The sequence below is a fragment of the Streptomyces angustmyceticus genome, assembly GCF_040701845.1.
Lineage (GTDB): Bacteria > Actinomycetota > Actinomycetes > Streptomycetales > Streptomycetaceae > Streptomyces > Streptomyces angustmyceticus_A.
Map to the genome: position 1 here is coordinate 54,970 of NZ_JBFBHQ010000017.1, position 16,259 is coordinate 71,228.

Here is a 16,259-nt window from a genome sequence, read left to right on the forward strand (position 1 = left end):
CCGAACGACCGGTCGGCGGCCGGATTCATACCTTCCGGGTTCCGGCGACCTTTGCCAGGGGCAAGACCGGCACCGCATCCTCGCTGGCCGCACCCCACTTTCCCCCGGACACCCCGGGCCGCCTGCGGCCCGTTCGCGCCATTACTCTGAGCTTTCGGCTAATGACTCAAAGCGATCGCCTTGTGCTCACTCAAGATGCTTTCGAGGTGCGGTTGGGCCAGACTCCCGTCCGGTATCTGCACCTTCGAGCAAGGGAGTGTTCGTCATGCGGTACATCACTGGGGCGGTCGCGCTCGGCGCTGCGCTGGTCCTGGGCACCCTGGCCACCACCGCACAGGCCGCCGCACCGGCGCAGCCGTCGCGGAGCGGCGGCCTCTACGCCCCGACGGAACTGGTGCTGACAGTCGGCCAGGGCGAAAGCCGCGCGACCGCCACGGTGCAGCGTGCGGTGACGCTCAGCTGTATGCCGGGGGCCAGGGGCAGCCACCCGAACCCGCTGGCCGCCTGCACCCAACTGCGTGCGGCGGCGGGCGACTTCAACGCGATAACCGGCGCCACCTCGGACCGGCTGTGCACCAAGGAGTGGAACCCCCTCGTGGTCACCGCCGACGGCGTGTGGCAGGGCAAGCGAGTCTCGTACAGCTACACCTTCGCCAACCCCTGCGCGCTGAACAGGGACAACGACACGGTCTTCAACTTCTGACCGGTCAGGCCACAGATCCCCGGGCACCGGAGGGTGGTGCCCGGGGATCGTCCTGTGCGGCGGACACCGGGCGGAGCCGGTGCCGCCCGGTCAGCCGATCGTCGCGCCGTAGGCCTTCAGGGCCTCGGTGACGGGCTGGAAGAAGGTCTCGCCGCCCTGGGAGCAGTCGCCGCTGCCGCCGGAGGTGAGGCCGATCGCGGCGTCGCCGTCGAAGAGCGCGCCGCCGCTGTCACCGGGCTCGGCGCAGACATCGGTCTGGATCAGACCCTCGACCGTGCCCTCCTGGTAGTTGACGCTGGCGTTCAGGGCCTTGACGGTGCCGTCGTGCACCTGGGTGGTGCTGCCGCTGCGCTGCACCTTCTCGCCGACGGTGGCCTCCGCGGCCTTGGTGATCTTCTGCGTGCTGCCGTTGTAGAGGTCGACCTCGCTCGGGTGCGGGGTGTCGCCCGTGTACTTGGCGATCGAGAAGTCGTCGCCCGGGAACGAGGAGTCCTCGGTGGTCGCGATCGCCGAGCCGCCCTGCTTGTCGGACCAGCTCTTGATGTCGTTGCCGCAGTGGCCGGCGGTCAGGAAGTACGGCTGGCCGTCCTTGACGACGTTGAAGCCGAGCGAGCAGCGGGCACCGCTCCCCCAGATCGCGTCGCCGCCGCCGATGAAGGGTTTGAACTCGCCCTTGCTGTGGCGCACCTCGACCTTGTCGCCGAGCGCCTCGGCGACCTTGGTGAGCCGGTCCAGCTTGGTGCCCTTGACCGTGCGGTCCGCGGTCACCACGACCTTGTTGCTCTGCGGGTCGATGCCCCAGGACGTGCCGGGGATGGTCGCCTTCGACTTCAGCGTCCGCCGGGCCGAGTCGAGCTGGGCGAAGGTGTGCTTGACGAGTCTGGCTTCCGCACCCTTCGCCCGCACGGCGCGGGCCTGCGCCTGGTTCACGACGTTCACGACCAGCTTCTTGGCCTTGGCGTCGTAGAAGGAACCGGCGGTGTCCGTCTTGAGGTGCGAGGCGAGGCCGGCCGCCGCGGCGGAGGTCAGCTTGGCGAGCGCGGGGGTGCGGGCGGGGGCCGTGGACGCGTTGGCGTTGGCGAGGGTGACGGTGGCGGTGGCGGCGAGCGCGAGGGCTCCCGCACCCGCGACGATGACGCGCCGGTTGGGTATGCGACGGTGCTTCAAGTCAGAGCCTCCGTGGGGGGGAAGAGCCCGGAAACTGTGGGGAGTTGCCCGGGCCCGGAGAGTGAGGATTCGGAGCAGGAACGGATCCGCCGAGGAACGGGTCCCAGGGAGGCGCGTCCATGCCAACGTGCGGAGCCGAGTATTCCCATCCGCCTCACTCGCGCACAAGACCGGGTTCCGGTCTCCCGTGCGGGAGTTCACGGTTTCGCCACACGGCGGTCACACCGGTGCCGGCACCCCGCGATCCCGAGTGCGGACATGAGCGACATTCGGGGCGCTCGGCGGACGGCAACGCGTGAGGACTATAGCTGGCCGGAAATCAGCCGCCGGGAACCGCCCCCCGGACAGGGAAGATCGCCGTAAGTACCCACCTCGACAGGCACGTACGGCGATCAGGCGGACATCAGGGACGTATCGGCGCTCGGCCGTTACGGCGCCCCCCCGGCCCGCGGCCTACGGCAGCTCCTCGGCCTCCGGGAGGTCCTCCAGCTCAGGAGGCGGCGTTCCGTCCGTACCGGTCCCGGCGGCCTTCCGCGGGGTCCCGGGCGCCGCCGGGCCGGCCGGCCGCTCGCCGGCACCCCGCTCCGCCTCGGCCGCGGCGGTCTGGGCCTGCGCCTGCAGCCCGGAGCGCTCCAGGAAGCGCAGCAGCTCCACCGGGAAGGGCAGGACGAGGGTGGAGTTCTTCTCGGCGGCGACCGCCACCACGGTCTGCAGCAGCCGCAGTTGCAGCGCGGCGGGCTGGTCGGACATCGCCTCGGCCGCCTCGGCCAGCTTCTTCGACGCCTGCAGCTCGGCATCGGCGTTGATCACCCGGGCGCGCCGGTCGCGGGTGGCCTCAGCCTGGCGGGCCATCGACCGCTTCATCGTCTCCGGCAGCGAGACGTCCTTGATCTCCACCCGGTCGACGGTGACGCCCCAGCCGATGGCCGGGCTGTCCATCATCAGCTCCAGGCCCTGGTTGAGCTTCTCCCGGTTCGACAGCAGATCGTCCAGTTCGCTCTTGCCGATGATCGACCGCAGCGAGGTCTGCGCCATCTGAGAGACCGCGAAGCGGTAGTCCTCGACCCGGACGACCGCGTCGGCGGCGTCCACGACCTTGAAATAGACGACCGCGTCGACCCGGACGGTCACATTGTCCCGGGTGATGCCCTCCTGGGCGGGCACCGGCATCGTGACGATCTGCATATTGACCTTGCGCAACCGGTCGACGCCCGGAACGATCATGGTGAATCCCGGCCCGCGCACCTCGGAGGCCAGCCGCCCCAGCCGGAGCACCACGCCGCGCTCGTACTGCTTGATCACCCGCGCCGCTGCCACGAAGTACACGGCACCCACGGAGGCCAGCGCCACCCCGGCCGTCACCAGTTCTTCGACCATCACGGCTCCCTGAAACCTGCCGCACACCGTCCGAATCGCGTTGTTTACCATGGTATGCCCGGCTCGGGAAGGCGGTCGAGGCGCGGCCGGGCCCCCGTCCGCCGGCGGACGGGGGCCCTTGTGCCGCCGGATCCGGATCCGGCGCTCGGGCGAAGGACGCTCCGTGCGGACCGGCCCGGTGCGCACCGGGCCGGTCCGTACGGAGTCAGCCGGGCGGCGTCAGTAGACGCTCACCCCGTAGGCGCTCAGCGCCTCGGTGACGGGCTGGAAGAACGTGGTACCGCCGGAGGTGCAGTCGCCGCTGCCGCCGGAGGTGAGGCCGAGCGCCTTGGTCCCGGAGTAGAGGGGGCCGCCGCTGTCGCCGGGCTCGGCGCAGACGGTGGTCTGGATGAGACCGGAGACGATGTCGCCGCCGCCGTAGTTGACGGTGGCGTTCAGCGCGGTGACCTTGCCGCTGTGGATGCCGGTGGTGGAGCCCCGGCGGGTGACCGTCTGGCCGACGGTCGGGGTGCCGGCGCTGGTGATGTCCTGGCTGCCGACGGTGCCCTCGTGCGACACCGAGCCGGTGTACTTGATGATGCCGTAGTCGTTGCCGGGGAAGCTGCTGCCCGCGGTCGGGCCGATGCTCGCCCCGGAGCCGGTGGTCCACGGCGGGTTGCCGTCGGTGCAGTGACCGGCGGTCAGGGCGTAGTAGGTGCTGCCGCTGCGGACGTTGAAGCCCAGCGAGCAGCGCCAGCTGGGGGCGTAGATGGCGTCGCCGCCGGAGATGAACTTGCGGAAGGTGCCCGCGATCCGGTCGATGCGGACCGCGTCGGCGTTGGTGCCGGCGGCCCGCTCGATCCTGGCGATCTCGGCCTGGGAGACCGTGCGGTCGGCGGTGACGACCAGGGTGTGGGTCCTGCTGTCGACCCGCCAGGCGGTGCCGGCGACATCCGCGGTGCGCACCGCCTGGCCGGCGGCGGAGAGCTGGGTGGCGCTGAACGTCCGTGTGGGGGCGGGTATTTGGGCATTGGCGGTGGGGATGGCGATGGCACCGACGGCCACCAGTCCGGACGCCACGGCGATCAGCCGGGTGCGTCTCGCTACGCCGCTGCGGGGGGTGGTGCGCTCGTTCCTCACTGATTCCTCCGAGGGGGATCGGGGGGCCGCCGGTGGGCAGCCCGTGAGGCGCAGCCGAAGGGCACGCGGGAATCCGCACGTTCATTTTCAGCGTGCCCCTGACAAGCGCTGAGCGGAGTTTCGGGCGCACCGCCCCCGCAGCGCAAGAGGGTCACACGAATGTCTTGTGCCGGATACACGCGCTTCATGGCCGCACGACCCGCAACACGCCGCCCCGGCAGCCGCGTTGACGGCTGCCGGGGCGGCGCCGACCCCCTCGGTCGGACCTGGGACGGATCGGCGGACGAAGCGGTTCCGCGGCCGGGCCGGCCGGGCCGGCCCGGGATGCCGAGCGCGACGGCGTCCGGGCGCGTTCCCTACGCCGCTCAGCCGCCGGTCCCGGGCAGGCCGGGCGGGTTGATCCGCGAGGTCCGCAGACGCTCGCCGGTCAGCCCCCAGCGCGCCAGCACCTTGCCGTAGCGGCCGTCGTCGATGACCTTCTGCAGGGCGGCCGCATAGGCCTTGACCAGGCCGCTGTCCTTCCTGGTGGTGGCGGCGATCTTGCCCTGGACGCGGTCGCCGCCCCCGGAGAAGGTGCCGGTGATCTCGGTCTGCCCGGCGGTGTGCACGTGGTAGGCGGCGGTCGGGTTCGGTCCGAAGAAACCGTCGATACGGCCCGACTGGAGCGCGAGATAGGTGTCGGAGGGCTTCTGGAAGTACTTGATGTCGACCGGTTCGCGGCCGGCCTTCTCGTTCTCCCTGCTCCAGTCGACCAGGATCTTCTCCTGGTTGGTGCCGGTGCCCACCGCGATGGTCTTCCCCGCGACGTCCGCGGCGCCCCGCACCTTCCAGCCGCTGCCCTCCTTCGCCTCCATGGCCAGCTGGTCGCGCCGGTAGGTGGCGAAGTCGTACTTCTCCTTGCGCTCCTCGGTGACCGTGACATTGGCGAAGACCGCGTCGAGCTTGCCGCTGTCCAGGCCCACGAAGAGGTTCTCCCAGGACAGCGGGTCGAAGCGGGGTTCGAGCCCGAGGGTGTCGGCGACGAGGGTGGCGAGGTCCTCCTCGACGCCGATGAGGGTCTTGTCGTCGGTGGCGTAGAAGCTCAGCGGCGGGCTGGACTCGGCGCCCACCCCGATCCGCAGGAATCCGGCCCTGCGGACCCTGGCGGGCACCAGCGCGGCGCTCTTCGGGTCCTTGACGCCATGGATGCGGTGCTGGTCGGGACCGATGTTGATCGTCGGTTTCCGCCCCGGGGCGGCGGCGCCCACGCGGTTCCCGCCCGACGCCGCGGCGCCACCGCAGGCGGTGAGCGCCACGGATCCGGCGGCGAGCAGCAGGACGGTGGTCAGGGTGCGGCGGCGGTGCAACGGACGGCTCCTCATGTTCACAGGACCTTGGAGAGGAAGGAACGGGTGCGCTCATGGCGCGGACGGTCGAGGACCTCGCCGGGCGGGCCCTGCTCGACGATCCGTCCGCCGTCCATGAAGACGACGGTGTCGGCCACCTCCCGGGCGAAGCCGATCTCATGGGTGACGACGATCATCGTGGTCCCCTGGTGCGCCAAGTCCTTGATGACCTCCAGGACTTCGCCGACCAGCTCCGGGTCGAGCGCGGAGGTCGGCTCGTCGAAGAGCAGCAGCTTGGGCTCCAGGGCGAGCGCCCGGGCGATGGCGACGCGCTGCTGCTGGCCGCCGGAGAGCGTCCTGGGGTAGGCGTCCGCCTTGTCGGCGAGCCCGACCCGGGCGAGCAGTGCCCGCGCGGTCTCGGCGGCCTCCTTCTTCGGGCGGCGGAGCGCGGCGACGGGTGCCTCGGTGATGTTCTCCAGCACGGTCAGGTGCGGGAAGAGGTGGAAGTTCTGGAAGACGAAGCCGATCTCCGTGCGCTGCTTGAGGATCTCGCGTTCGCGCAGCTCGTAGAGCCTGGCCGGCCGCTCGCCCCTGCGGAAGGACCTCCGGGCCGCGGCCGGGTCCTCGCGCCGGTAGCCCACCAGCGCGCCGTTCACGCTCACCGAGCCGCTGTCGACCTTCTCCAGGTGGTTGATGGTGCGCAGCAGGGTGGACTTCCCGGAGCCGGACGGGCCCAGGACGACGGTGACCTCGCCGGTGCGGACCTGGAGGTCCACCCCGCGCAGGACCTCCAGCGGGCCGAAGCTCTTGCGGACCGAGCGGATGTCGACCATCGCGCCGTGCGTGCTCATCGGGTGGCTCCCTTGGAGAAGTGGCGTTCGACGTAGTGCTGGAGGACGGAGAGCACGGTGGTCAGCAGGATGTACCAGACGGTGGCGACCATCAGCAGGGGCACGACGGCGCCGTTGCGTCCGTAGACGACCTGGACCTGGTAGAAGAGCTCGCCGATCGCCATCACGGAGACGATCGAGGTGCCCTTGAAGAGGGAGATGACCTCGTTGGCGGCGTTCGGCAGGATCGAGCGCGCGGCCTGCGGCAGCACGATGCGGCGCAGCTGCCGCAGCCGGGGGATGCCGAGCGCGGCGGCCGCCTCCAGCTGCCCGCCGTCCACGGCCAGCACCCCGCCGCGGACGATCTCGGCGGCGTACGCGGCCTGGTGCAGCGCCAGCCCGAGCACCGCCGCGCCCATCGCACCGACCAGGCCCATGGTGTCGACGTGGAAGAAGCCGGGGCCGAAGGGGATGCCGAAGTCCAGGCGCTTGTAGAGGTAGGCGAGGTTGAACCAGAACAGCAGTTGGACGATGAGCGGGATGGAGCGGAAGGCCCAGATGTAGCCGAAGGCGACCGCGCGCAGGAAGGGGCTCGCGGACAGCCGCATGAAGGCCAGCACGATGCCGAGCGCGAAGCCGAGGGCGGTGCCGTAGACGGTGAGCTGCAGGGTCGTCCCGACCGCCGTGAGCACCGTGCCCGCGGTGAAGAACCGGGCGAACACCCCCCATTCCCAGGCCGGGTTGGTGAGCAGGCCGTGCCCGAACTGGGCGATCAGCACCGCCGTCACCGCGATCGCGGCCCAGCGCCAGGGGCGGCGTACGGGCACGACCACCAGGGCCGCCGGGTCGTCGTCGGCCGGGGGCCCGGCCCGCTCGGGTGCGGTGCGGGCGGCGGGCGGGTCAGTGGTCAGCGGCATGGGAGTCCTCGGGGGTGGGTGCGGTACGGGAAGCGGGGACGGGCACGGGCGGGGCGCCCCGCTCCCGCAGGAAGGTGAGCAGTGCCCGTGCGGTGGCGTCGTTCTGCCGGAAGGCGGGGGCGTTGGTACGGGGCCGGGCGAACGCGCCGCCGGAGCGGGCGTCGGTGTGCGGGCCGAGGGCGAAGCGGCGCGGGTGCGGGAGGCCGGCCCGGTCGAGGATCCGGCCGTCGGCGGCGGCCACCGCCAGCAGCCCGGTGGGGGTGGCCGCCGCGCCGTCGGCGAACAGGGTGCGCAGCAGGGCGTCCCGTGAGTGCTCGACGGTCGCCTCCGGCAATCGCGCCTCCACCAGCGCCCGGGCCTCGACCCGCTCCCCCGGCACACTGGCGCTCCGCGCACGGAACACCCCGCGCCCGGCGTCGGCGGTGACGGTGGTGCCGGCGCCGAGGAAACGGACCACCCCGGCCCGGGAGAGCGCGAGCAGCTGCCGCAGCCGCGGGCCCGGCGGGCCGGAGGCGAGATGGCTGAAGAAGCCGTGCCACCAGGGGCCGTGGTCGCCGATGCGCACCAGCTGGCCGTAGACCGACAGCAGCGCCAGGAAGACCGCCAGGTCGGGGCTGTGCGCGGGGTCGTGACGGCGGGCCAGGTCGGCTTCGAGGTAGCCGCGCAGCCCCTCCTGCAGCGCCTCGGCGTCGGGGTAGCGCAGGCCGTCCAGCGGGCGGTCCAGGGCGTCCAGGTCGAGGCGGTCGGCGGGGTCCGGGACCGCGGTGGAGACCAGCGCCTCCAGTGCGGCACCGCCGGGTACGGCGGCGGCGTACTTCTCCTCGAAGTCCGGCCAGTCCATCCGCGTGCGCCCGGGGTGGGCGGTGAACAGCCGGTGGTAGTGGGCGAACCCCAGTTCCTTGTCGATCAGGGGCCGGATGTCGCGCCGGAAGTCGACCCCGTCGGCCCTGGCGAGCAGCGCGTCGACCTGCTCGGGCCCGAAGAAGCGGGGCAGGGGCGGCCGTTCGCCGTCCGGCGGATAGCCGATCTTGGAGTGGTAGGGCACTCCGCGCCGTGACCCGACGTGCAGGACGGGCTCGCGCCCGGAGGGCCGGTAGGCCAACTGGCCGTCGGCGCCGGTGGTGTAGGTGCCGCCGCGGCCCTCGGTCAGCAGCACCATCAGGTCGACGAAGGCCAGCCCGAGGCCGCGGACGAGCACCGCCTCCCCGGGCCGCAGCGCGCTCAGGTCGCTGTCGGCGGTGAACGCCGGCGGCAGGTACGTCAGGTGGTGCCGGTCCGCGAAGTCGCGCAACTGCTGGTGCTCCGGGGCGAGTTCGGCTTCCAGATGGCCCAGGGCGAGGACCACGAGGTCGGCGGTGAGGGGCGCGGGGCGGCCCGCCAGATGCACCTGCTGCCGGCCGTCGCGCGCGCCCGAGACCCGTACCGCCCGGTGCCGGTGCTCATGGACGGCGACGGTCGGCGGCAGCGCGGCCACCGACCGCTCGTGGACCCAGCCGAGGTAGGCGCTCTGCAGCCGCCGGCCGGCGAAGTCGCGGGGCCCGAGCGCCGCGACCTCGTCGGCCCGGCCGGGCGCGACGGGGATCTCGCCGTCGCGCACCGCGCGGGCCCACTCGGCGAGCGAGGGGCCGGGCCGCACCGGTCCGTCGAGTTCGACGCTCTCGTCGGTGAACATGGTGACGTCCTCGGCCATGGAGTTCATCCACAGCAGGGAGGACTGCCCGGCGCGCCAGATGCGGCCGCCGCCGGGCGGATGGGGATCGACGAGATGCAGGTCGAGGGGCCGGTCACCGAGGAGTTCGGGGACATTGGCGGCGATCCGCTCGACCAGACCGGTGCCGCGCGGCCCGGCCCCCACGATCACGACGGACGGCCGCGCCGGCGCCCGCACGTCCGGCCTCACCGGGCACCCGCCGCACCGCGGGCGTAGTGCCGCTCCAGGTAGTACTGGCCCACGCCGAGCACCGAGGTGACGACGATGTACCAGAGGGTCGCGACCAGCAGCAGCGGGACGACCTGGTAGGTGCGGTGATAGACCAACTGCACGGAGTAGAGCAGGTCCTGGACGGCGATGACGCTGACGATGGAGGTGCCCTTGAGGGTGCCGATCAGCATGTTCCCGGCCGGCGGCACGATGGCGCGCATCGCCTGCGGCAGCACGATCCGACGCAGCCGCCGCCAGGCGCCGAGCCCCAGCGACTGGGCGGCCTCCAGCTGCCCCTTGTCGACGGAGAGGATGCCGCCGCGGACCACCTCGGCGGCGTGGGCGGCCTCGTGCAGGGTGAGGCCGATCAGGGCGATGGCGACCGGGCCGAGCAGGTTCACGGTCCGCACGCCGAGGACCGTCGGGTACAGCGCCCCGATGTTGAACCAGAACAGCAGCTGCACCAGCACCGGCATCGACCTGAAGAGCCAGACGTAGCCCCAGCTGACGCCGCGCAGCACGGGGTTGCCGGACAGCCGCATCGTCGCGAGCAGGGTGCCCAGCGCGAAGCCCAGCACCAGGACGGCGACGGTCAGCCAGAGGGTGAGCCCCAGGCCGCGCAGCACGGCGGTGGTCAGGAAGTAGTCGGCGACCACGTCCCACTGGAAGGCGTCGTTGCGCACGACGGAGACGAGGGCCGGCGCCAGCAGGGCGAGGACGGCGGCGGCCGCGGCCCACTGGCCGGTGCGGCGGCGCGGCACGATCCGGGGGACCCCGGGAGGTGTGCCGCCGGGCGCGGCCGCGGCGGCCCCGGGAAGGGCGGCGAGGGTGTCGGAAGGCATGCGAAGGCTCCGTGGATGCCGAGAGCGAACTCGGAAGTGGAGCGCCTTCACACAGGCAGAACGGGCCGTGCCCCTCAGCACGACCGGCCTTGAGGCTATGGGGTGAACACGCCCCGCTGTCAAGGGCGTCCGGACGGCGAGCCGTTGATCACTGCATGGTTGACGCGGAAACGGATGCCTGTTCCACTTGGTCGCATGCATCTCCGGCAGCGGCTGGTCACCCGCGACCACATCGACTTCGGTCGAGTGTGGTCGTCGTCCTGTTGAGCTGACCCCCTGCCCCGAAGCCCGTCGCCGGTCAGGCCGGGCCGTTTCGCGGTTCCCTCTCTCCCGTCAACCGCGCGCCTTCACACCCCGCGCCGCCGTCCGGCGCGCCCCTCCCCTCGCTCCACCCGCAGTTCCCGTCCGCCCCACCTGTCCTGTCGTTCCTTCGGCACGCTCGAAGAAGGGCTCAGTATGCGCTTCGGTGTCCTGACGTCGACCGACCTGGCCCCGGCCCCGCCGCCCGGGCCCCTCCTCGCCCCGCACTTCCGCCCCCGGCCGTGCGCCGCCGCGGCCCCGGTGCCGCGGCCCGCCGCCGGAGCGGCCCGGTGACCGCCGCGCCCGGACCGCTGCCCGCGGCCCGTGCGACGATCCGGCACACCACCGTCGACGACCCGCTCGCCCGCCCCCTGCTGGCGGAACTCACCCACGAATACCGCACCCGCTACGAGAAGCCCGTCGATCTGAGCCTGGAGTACCCGGCAGGCGAATTCGCCCCGCCCCGGGGCACGTTCCTGCTCCTGCTGGCGGACGGCGGCCCGGTGGCCGGGGGCGCGTACCGCCGCTACGACGCCCGCACCGCGGAGTTCAAGAGGATCTGGACGCACTCCGCGCACCGCAGGCGCGGACTGGCCCGGCAGGTCCTCGACGCCCTGGAGCGGGACGCCGCCGGCCGCGGCTACACCCGTGTCTTCCTGACCACCGGCCCCCGCCAGCCGGAGGCCAGGGGCCTCTATCTCGCGGCGGGGTACCGGCCCCTGTTCGACCTGTCCGCCGCCCCGGAGTCGATCGGCCCGCTGCCGTTCGAGAAGCATCTGGAGATCCCGCGCCCATGACCCCCACCACGCCCCGCACCACCGCGCTGCGCACCGCGGCGCTCCTGGCCGCCGCGGTCCTGGCGCTCACCGCCTGCGGCTCCGGCACCCCGCCGGGCACCGCCGGGGCCGCGGGCCCGGCCGCCGCCGGCGACCGCCTCCCCACCACGGACGTGGTCTCCGGCATCAGGAAGGACCCGGCCGCGGCGGCACTGCTGCCCGCGGATGTCCGGGCCCGGGGCAGCCTCTCGCTGGCCACCGCCGTCGGCACGCCGCCCGGCGCGGCCTACCGGGCCGACGGCAAGACCCTCGCCGGCCAGGACATCGACATCGCGGACGCGGTCGGCAAGGTCCTCGGCCTGCGGATCCACCGCGAGGTGGCGAGCTTCGAGGCGATCCTGCCGGCCCTCGGCAGCGGCACATACGACCTGGGCACCGGCAACTTCGGCGTCACCGACGAGCGCCGCAGGACCCTCGACTTCGTGACGTACATCAACGACGGCCAGGGCTTCGCGGTCCGCAAGGACAGCCCGCTGAAGAAGGTCGGCTCGCTGCGGCAGTTGTGCGGGCTGACGGTCGCCACCGGCGCCGGCACCACCTTCGAGGCGACGCTGGAGGAGAACCGGCACCGCTGCACGGCGGCGGGCAAGAAGCCCTACGACGTGCGGACCTATGCCGAGCAGGGCGCCTTGTGGATCTCGCTCCAGCAGGGCCGCACCGATGTCGTGATGAGCACCGTCAACGGGCTGCGCTACGCCGTGCGGCAGCAGCCGGACCTGCGGTTCCTCAACGAGTTCCGGCGGCTGGACGTGGGCTTCGCCTTCAAGAAGGGCACCCCGCTGGCGCCCGCCGTACGGGCCGCGGTCAACCGGCTGAAGGAGGACGGCGCCTACGACCGGATCCTGAAGAAGTGGGGCACCGGGCCCTCGGCCCTGAAGACGTCCCGGATCAGCCCGCCGGAGATCCGCTGAGCCCGCTCCCGGGGCCCGCGGGGCATCCGCACTGGTCCCGCACCTGAACCGACCCGCGGGTCCGGTCCGCCCGCCGCTGACCGCTTTGCCACCGGCACAGGGTCAGGTACCGACCGTCACGTTCTTCATACTGTCAGTTTCCTTACGGGGCGCATGAGCTGATGCCGCGCCACCCTCTTTGCACCAGATGTGTCACGAACCCCCCGTGCGGCGGCTATCCACTTGGCACACTGTCGGCCTGATGGACGACGATAGGGGTACACACACAGACACCGCGGGTGAGAGGAGGCGTCAATGGGATCGGTGCGCAAGGCGAGCGCCTGGCTTGGCCTCGTCGACGACAGTGATGACGAGCGCTACTACGACGACGACTACGCCGAGGGACCCGATGCCGGCGACTCGGGCGAGAGCCCCTGGGTCACCGACCCCCGGGTCCGGGTGGCCGACGAGGCCGCCCAGGACCAGGGCACCCGCATCGCCACGGTCACCCCGGAGAGCTTCCGGGACGCCCGCGGCATCGGCGAGCTCTTCCGGGACGGCGTCCCGGTGATCGTCAACCTGACGGCCATGGAGCCCTCCGACGCCAAGCGCGTGGTGGACTTCGCGGCCGGCCTGACCTTCGGCCTGCGCGGTTCGATCGAGCGGGTCGCCACCCGGGTCTTCCTGCTGACCCCCGCCGATTACCAGGTCGTCAGCGGCGAGGCCCGTGCCCACCGCAACGGCGGCTTCTTCAACCAGAGTTGAGCGCGACCCGCGTGTGTCCGGCCGGGGGTCCGGGGGCCCGCGGCAGCAGTCGCGAAGGGGCGGGCCCCCGGACCGCACAGCGGCCGGCGTCAGCGGGCGGGTCCGCTCAGCGGAAGGCGTCGAGACCGGTGAGCGCCTTGCCGAGCACCAGCTGGTGCATCTCGACGGTGCCCTCGTAGGTCAGCACCGATTCCAGGTTGGTCGCATGCCGCATGACGGGGTACTCCAGCGAGATCCCGTTGGCGCCGAGGATCGTCCGGGCCGTGCGGCAGATCTCGATCGCCTCCCGGACGTTGTTCAGCTTGCCGAAGCTGATCTGCTCGGGGCGCAGCCGCCCCGCGTCCATCCGCTGCCCCAGGTGATGGGCCAGCAGGATCCCCTTGTGCAGCTCGACGGCCATGTCGGCGAGCTTGGCCTGGGTGAGCTGGAAGCCCCCGATGGGCTTGCCGAACTGCTCCCGCGACTTCGCGTAGTCCAGCGCCGCCTCGAAGCTGGCGCGGGCGGCCCCCATGGAGCCCCAGACGATGCCGTAGCGGGCGTGGCTGAGGCAGCCGAGCGGGCCGCGCAGCCCGGTGACCTCCGGGAGCACCGCGTCGGCCGGCAGCCGTACGTCGTCCATGACGAGTTCGCTGGTCACCGAGGCCCGCAGGGACCACTTGTGCTTGATCTCGGGGGCCGAGAACCCCGGGGTGTCCGTGGGGACCACGAAGCCGCGGATGCCGTCGTCGGTCCGGGCCCAGACCACCGCGACACCGGCCACCGAGCCATTGGTGATCCACATCTTGCGGCCGTTGAGCACCCAGTCCCCGCCGTCGCGCTTGGCGTGGGTGCGCATCGCCGCGGGGTCGGAGCCGATGTCGGGCTCGGTCAGCCCGAAGCAGCCGATGACCTCGCCGGCCGCCATCCGGGGCAGCCACTGTTGCTTCTGCTCCTCGGAACCGAAGCGCCAGATCGCGTACATGGCGAGCGAGCCCTGGACGGAGACCAGCGAGCGGATGCCGGAGTCGGCGGCCTCCAGCTCCAGACAGGCCAGGCCGTACTGGACGGCGGAGGCGCCCGCGCAGCCGTAGCCGGTCAGGGACATCCCGAGGGCCCCGAGGGAGCCCAGTTCGCGGGCGAGTTCACGGATGCCGGGCAGTTCGCCGCGCTCGTACCAGTCGGCGATCTGTGGCAGCACCCGGTCGGCGGCCCAGCCGCGGACGGTGTCGCGGACGGCGCGGTCCTCGTCGGTCAGCAGGTCGTCCAGGCCCAGGGGGTCACCGGGGTCGAACGGCGGGACCGCGGAGGAAGCTCGGGACGGCTGTGCGGACATGACGGGGCCTCCGGCGGGTTCGGCGCTCGCGCGAAAAACTAGCAGCGGTAGTTATCTCGCTTCCGACGGTACGGCCCGCCGTGCCGCGCGGCAAGGGTCACCGCCGCACGGCGGGGCGGCCGCGCGGGACGCCCGCGCCGGTCAGCGGCCGGAACTTGCCGGGGCGGGCTCGCCACCGCGGCCGGCGCCGGCCGGGCCCTCGCCCGGAGCAGGCTCCCCGTCGGCCTCGGCCCGCTCCGTGGAGTCCGCCGCCCGGCGCGGCAGCCGCAGCGCGATGCCCGCACCGATCAGCAGCAGCACGGCGCTGGCGACGAGGGTGACGTGCAGCCCGCGGACGAAGGACTCGCGGGCGGCCTCGCGCAGCGCGGCCCTGGCACCCTCGCTCAGCCCCGCGGCCACCTTGTAGGCCTCGCCCAGGGAGTGCGCGGCCGAGGCCGAGGCGCGCCCGGGGACACCGTCGACATGGGACAGGCCCGGGGCGTAGGCGGCGTTCATGACGCTGCCGAGCAGGGCGACACCGATCCCCGCGCCGAGCTGGTAGGAGGTCTCCCCGATCGCGGCGGCGCCGCCCGACTGCTCGGCGGGCGCCTCGCTGAGCATCGACTCGTACGCCCCGAACAGCGTGGACTGGAAGCCGAACCCGAGCAGGACGAAGCCGAGGGACAGCAGCCACGGACGGTCCTGGCTGCTCATCGCGGTCAGGCAGAGCACTGCGGTCGCGGTCAGCACGAAGCCGAGGGAGACCATGACGCGCGGGCCGAGGGCCTGCAGCATCTTCGAGCCGGTCAGCCCCGCGGCCATCGCGGCGAAGACCAGCGGCAGCATCCGCAGGCCGGTCTCCAGCGGGCTCAGTCCGAGGACGAGTTGGAGGTACTGGACGGCGATCAGCTGCAGGCCCACCAGGGCGAGCATGGCCAGCACGATGCAGCCGACGGAGGTCCCGAACGCCGGCCTGGCGAACAGCCGCACATCGATCAGCGGGTGCTTGCGCCGGCGCTGGCGGCGGACGAACACGACCAGCAGCAGCACCCCGAGGACGATGGGCAGGAGCGTGGTCGTGCCCAGCACGGCCGTGCCGCTGCCGATCCGCTTGACGCCCAGGACGATGCCCAGCACACCGAGCGCCGCGACGATCGCGCCGATCACGTCCCAGGGGCCGTTGCGCTCACCGCGCGACTCCGGCAGCAGCCACCGCCCTATCAGCAGCATCGCGGCCATCATCGGGATGTTGATGAGGAAGACCGAGCCCCACCAGAAGTTCTCGACGAGGAACCCGCCGAGGACCGGGCCGACCGCGGCGCCGACCGCGGCCACCGCGCTCCACACGCCGATGGCGACCGCGCGCTCGCGCCGGTCGGGGAAGACCTGACGCAGGATCGACAGGGTGGCAGGCATGATCATGGCGCCGCCGACGCCGAGCAGGGCGCGGGCCACCATCAGGATCTGCGGGTTGGGCGCGAGCGCGGCGGCGGCCGAGGCGAGACCGAAGAGGCCGTAGCCGAGAAGGAGGATGCGGCGGCGGCCGACGCGGTCGCCGAGGGTGCCGAAGAGGATCAGCAACGAGGCCGCGATCAGCGGGTAGACGTCGACGATCCAGAGGAGTTCCACCGGCCCCGGCCGCAGGTCCTCGGTGACGGAGGGCACGGCGACGTACAGGATCGTGGTGTCCAGCGCGACGAAGAGCAGGCTGACGCACAGCACGATCAGCACGGTCCAGCGGTTCGCGCCGCCGCCGGTGAGCCGGGGAACACCAGCCGTCCGTCCACTGCCGGACGCGGTCGTCCCGGACATGCAGCACCTCCAGTCATGCTCTCGCGGCCACGGATCAGGGCGCGACAACGCCCCGGGGGAACCGGCGGCACAAGCGAGTAGGGACGTCAGACTACGCGAGTCCCGGTGGGTGCCGCGTGGCTCACCTCACGATGAGACGCGCATCGCAGCACATTGCGTTGCCC

The 16,259-nt window shown here is 72.4% G+C and carries 14 protein-coding genes; 4 read left to right on the forward strand and 10 right to left on the reverse strand.

Going from position 1 to position 16,259, the window contains the following annotated elements; genetic code table 11:
* Positions 1 to 265: 265 nt before the first annotated feature.
* Complete coding sequence (locus AB0411_RS27205) at positions 266 to 703, forward strand: subtilase-type protease inhibitor (protein ID WP_366419907.1); 438 nt, start codon at positions 266 to 268, stop codon at positions 701 to 703.
* A gap of 90 nt (positions 704 to 793) precedes the next feature.
* On the opposite strand, the gene AB0411_RS27210 is transcribed toward AB0411_RS27205, so the two are convergent.
* The 8 genes from AB0411_RS27210 to AB0411_RS27245 all read right to left on the reverse strand — a co-directional run bounded on the left by AB0411_RS27210 (position 794) and on the right by AB0411_RS27245 (position 10,201).
* A complete protein-coding gene (locus tag AB0411_RS27210) occupies positions 794 to 1,870 on the reverse strand; it encodes a S1 family peptidase (protein ID WP_366419908.1) in 1,077 nt (358 codons plus the stop codon).
* Positions 1,871 to 2,323: 453 nt separating this feature from the next.
* Entirely contained in the window at positions 2,324 to 3,247 is a 924-nt protein-coding gene (locus tag AB0411_RS27215; RefSeq protein ID WP_366419909.1) for a slipin family protein, read from the reverse strand.
* A gap of 219 nt (positions 3,248 to 3,466) precedes the next feature.
* A complete protein-coding gene (locus AB0411_RS27220) occupies positions 3,467 to 4,366 on the reverse strand; it encodes a S1 family peptidase (protein ID WP_366419910.1) in 900 nt (299 codons plus the stop codon).
* Between the two features lie 365 nt (positions 4,367 to 4,731).
* Complete coding sequence (locus AB0411_RS27225) at positions 4,732 to 5,727, reverse strand: ABC transporter substrate-binding protein (RefSeq protein ID WP_366419911.1); 996 nt, start codon at positions 5,725 to 5,727, stop codon at positions 4,732 to 4,734.
* A 2-nt stretch (positions 5,728 to 5,729) separates the two neighbouring features.
* On the reverse strand, positions 5,730 to 6,542 hold the full coding sequence (locus AB0411_RS27230) for an amino acid ABC transporter ATP-binding protein (RefSeq protein ID WP_366419912.1): 813 nt from the start codon (positions 6,540 to 6,542) through the stop codon (positions 5,730 to 5,732).
* Positions 6,539 to 7,438: an amino acid ABC transporter permease gene (locus AB0411_RS27235; protein ID WP_366419913.1), complete on the reverse strand. Its 900-nt coding sequence runs from the start codon at positions 7,436 to 7,438 to the stop codon at positions 6,539 to 6,541. The genes AB0411_RS27230 and AB0411_RS27235 overlap by 4 nt, the downstream gene beginning before the upstream one ends.
* Complete coding sequence (locus tag AB0411_RS27240) at positions 7,422 to 9,338, reverse strand: FAD/NAD(P)-binding protein (protein ID WP_366419914.1); 1,917 nt, start codon at positions 9,336 to 9,338, stop codon at positions 7,422 to 7,424. The genes AB0411_RS27235 and AB0411_RS27240 overlap by 17 nt, the downstream gene beginning before the upstream one ends.
* Positions 9,335 to 10,201 (reverse strand): amino acid ABC transporter permease, encoded by an 867-nt coding sequence (locus tag AB0411_RS27245; protein ID WP_366419915.1) that lies wholly within the window; start codon positions 10,199 to 10,201, stop codon positions 9,335 to 9,337. The genes AB0411_RS27240 and AB0411_RS27245 overlap by 4 nt, the downstream gene beginning before the upstream one ends.
* Positions 10,202 to 10,791: 590 nt before the next feature.
* Between AB0411_RS27245 and AB0411_RS27250 the strand changes: the two genes are divergently transcribed.
* The 3 genes from AB0411_RS27250 (at position 10,792) to AB0411_RS27260 (ending at position 12,992) form a co-directional block, all read left to right on the forward strand.
* Positions 10,792 to 11,298 carry a GNAT family N-acetyltransferase gene (locus tag AB0411_RS27250; RefSeq protein WP_366419916.1) on the forward strand — a complete coding sequence of 169 codons (507 nt, stop codon included), beginning with the start codon at positions 10,792 to 10,794 and terminating at the stop codon, positions 11,296 to 11,298.
* Positions 11,295 to 12,248 (forward strand): ABC transporter substrate-binding protein, encoded by a 954-nt coding sequence (locus AB0411_RS27255; protein WP_366419917.1) that lies wholly within the window; start codon positions 11,295 to 11,297, stop codon positions 12,246 to 12,248. Before AB0411_RS27250 ends, AB0411_RS27255 begins: the two co-directional genes overlap by 4 nt.
* A 294-nt stretch (positions 12,249 to 12,542) precedes the next feature.
* On the forward strand, positions 12,543 to 12,992 hold the full coding sequence (locus AB0411_RS27260) for a cell division protein SepF (protein WP_366419918.1): 450 nt from the start codon (positions 12,543 to 12,545) through the stop codon (positions 12,990 to 12,992).
* A 106-nt stretch (positions 12,993 to 13,098) separates the two neighbouring features.
* Here the strand turns inward: AB0411_RS27260 and AB0411_RS27265 are convergent, their stop codons facing one another.
* Both AB0411_RS27265 and AB0411_RS27270 read right to left on the reverse strand, forming a co-directional pair.
* On the reverse strand, positions 13,099 to 14,304 hold the full coding sequence (locus tag AB0411_RS27265; RefSeq protein ID WP_366419919.1) for an acyl-CoA dehydrogenase family protein: 1,206 nt from the start codon (positions 14,302 to 14,304) through the stop codon (positions 13,099 to 13,101).
* A 141-nt stretch (positions 14,305 to 14,445) separates the two neighbouring features.
* On the reverse strand, positions 14,446 to 16,095 hold the full coding sequence (locus AB0411_RS27270) for an MFS transporter (protein ID WP_366419920.1): 1,650 nt from the start codon (positions 16,093 to 16,095) through the stop codon (positions 14,446 to 14,448).
* Positions 16,096 to 16,259: the final 164 nt, after the last annotated feature.

Coding starts and splice junctions, on each gene's coding strand:
- AB0411_RS27265 (WP_366419919.1), bottom strand. CDS start 14,304: ATGTCCGCACAGCCGTCCCGAGCTTCCTCCGCGGTCCCGCCGTTCGAC.
- AB0411_RS27235 (WP_366419913.1), bottom strand. CDS start 7,438: ATGCCGCTGACCACTGACCCGCCCGCCGCCCGCACCGCACCCGAGCGG.
- AB0411_RS27215 (WP_366419909.1), bottom strand. CDS start 3,247: ATGGTCGAAGAACTGGTGACGGCCGGGGTGGCGCTGGCCTCCGTGGGT.
- AB0411_RS27245 (WP_366419915.1), bottom strand. CDS start 10,201: ATGCCTTCCGACACCCTCGCCGCCCTTCCCGGGGCCGCCGCGGCCGCG.
- AB0411_RS27255 (WP_366419917.1), top strand. CDS start 11,295: ATGACCCCCACCACGCCCCGCACCACCGCGCTGCGCACCGCGGCGCTC.
- AB0411_RS27260 (WP_366419918.1), top strand. CDS start 12,543: ATGGGATCGGTGCGCAAGGCGAGCGCCTGGCTTGGCCTCGTCGACGAC.
- AB0411_RS27225 (WP_366419911.1), bottom strand. CDS start 5,727: ATGAGGAGCCGTCCGTTGCACCGCCGCCGCACCCTGACCACCGTCCTG.
- AB0411_RS27205 (WP_366419907.1), top strand. CDS start 266: ATGCGGTACATCACTGGGGCGGTCGCGCTCGGCGCTGCGCTGGTCCTG.
- AB0411_RS27230 (WP_366419912.1), bottom strand. CDS start 6,542: ATGAGCACGCACGGCGCGATGGTCGACATCCGCTCGGTCCGCAAGAGC.
- AB0411_RS27270 (WP_366419920.1), bottom strand. CDS start 16,095: ATGTCCGGGACGACCGCGTCCGGCAGTGGACGGACGGCTGGTGTTCCC.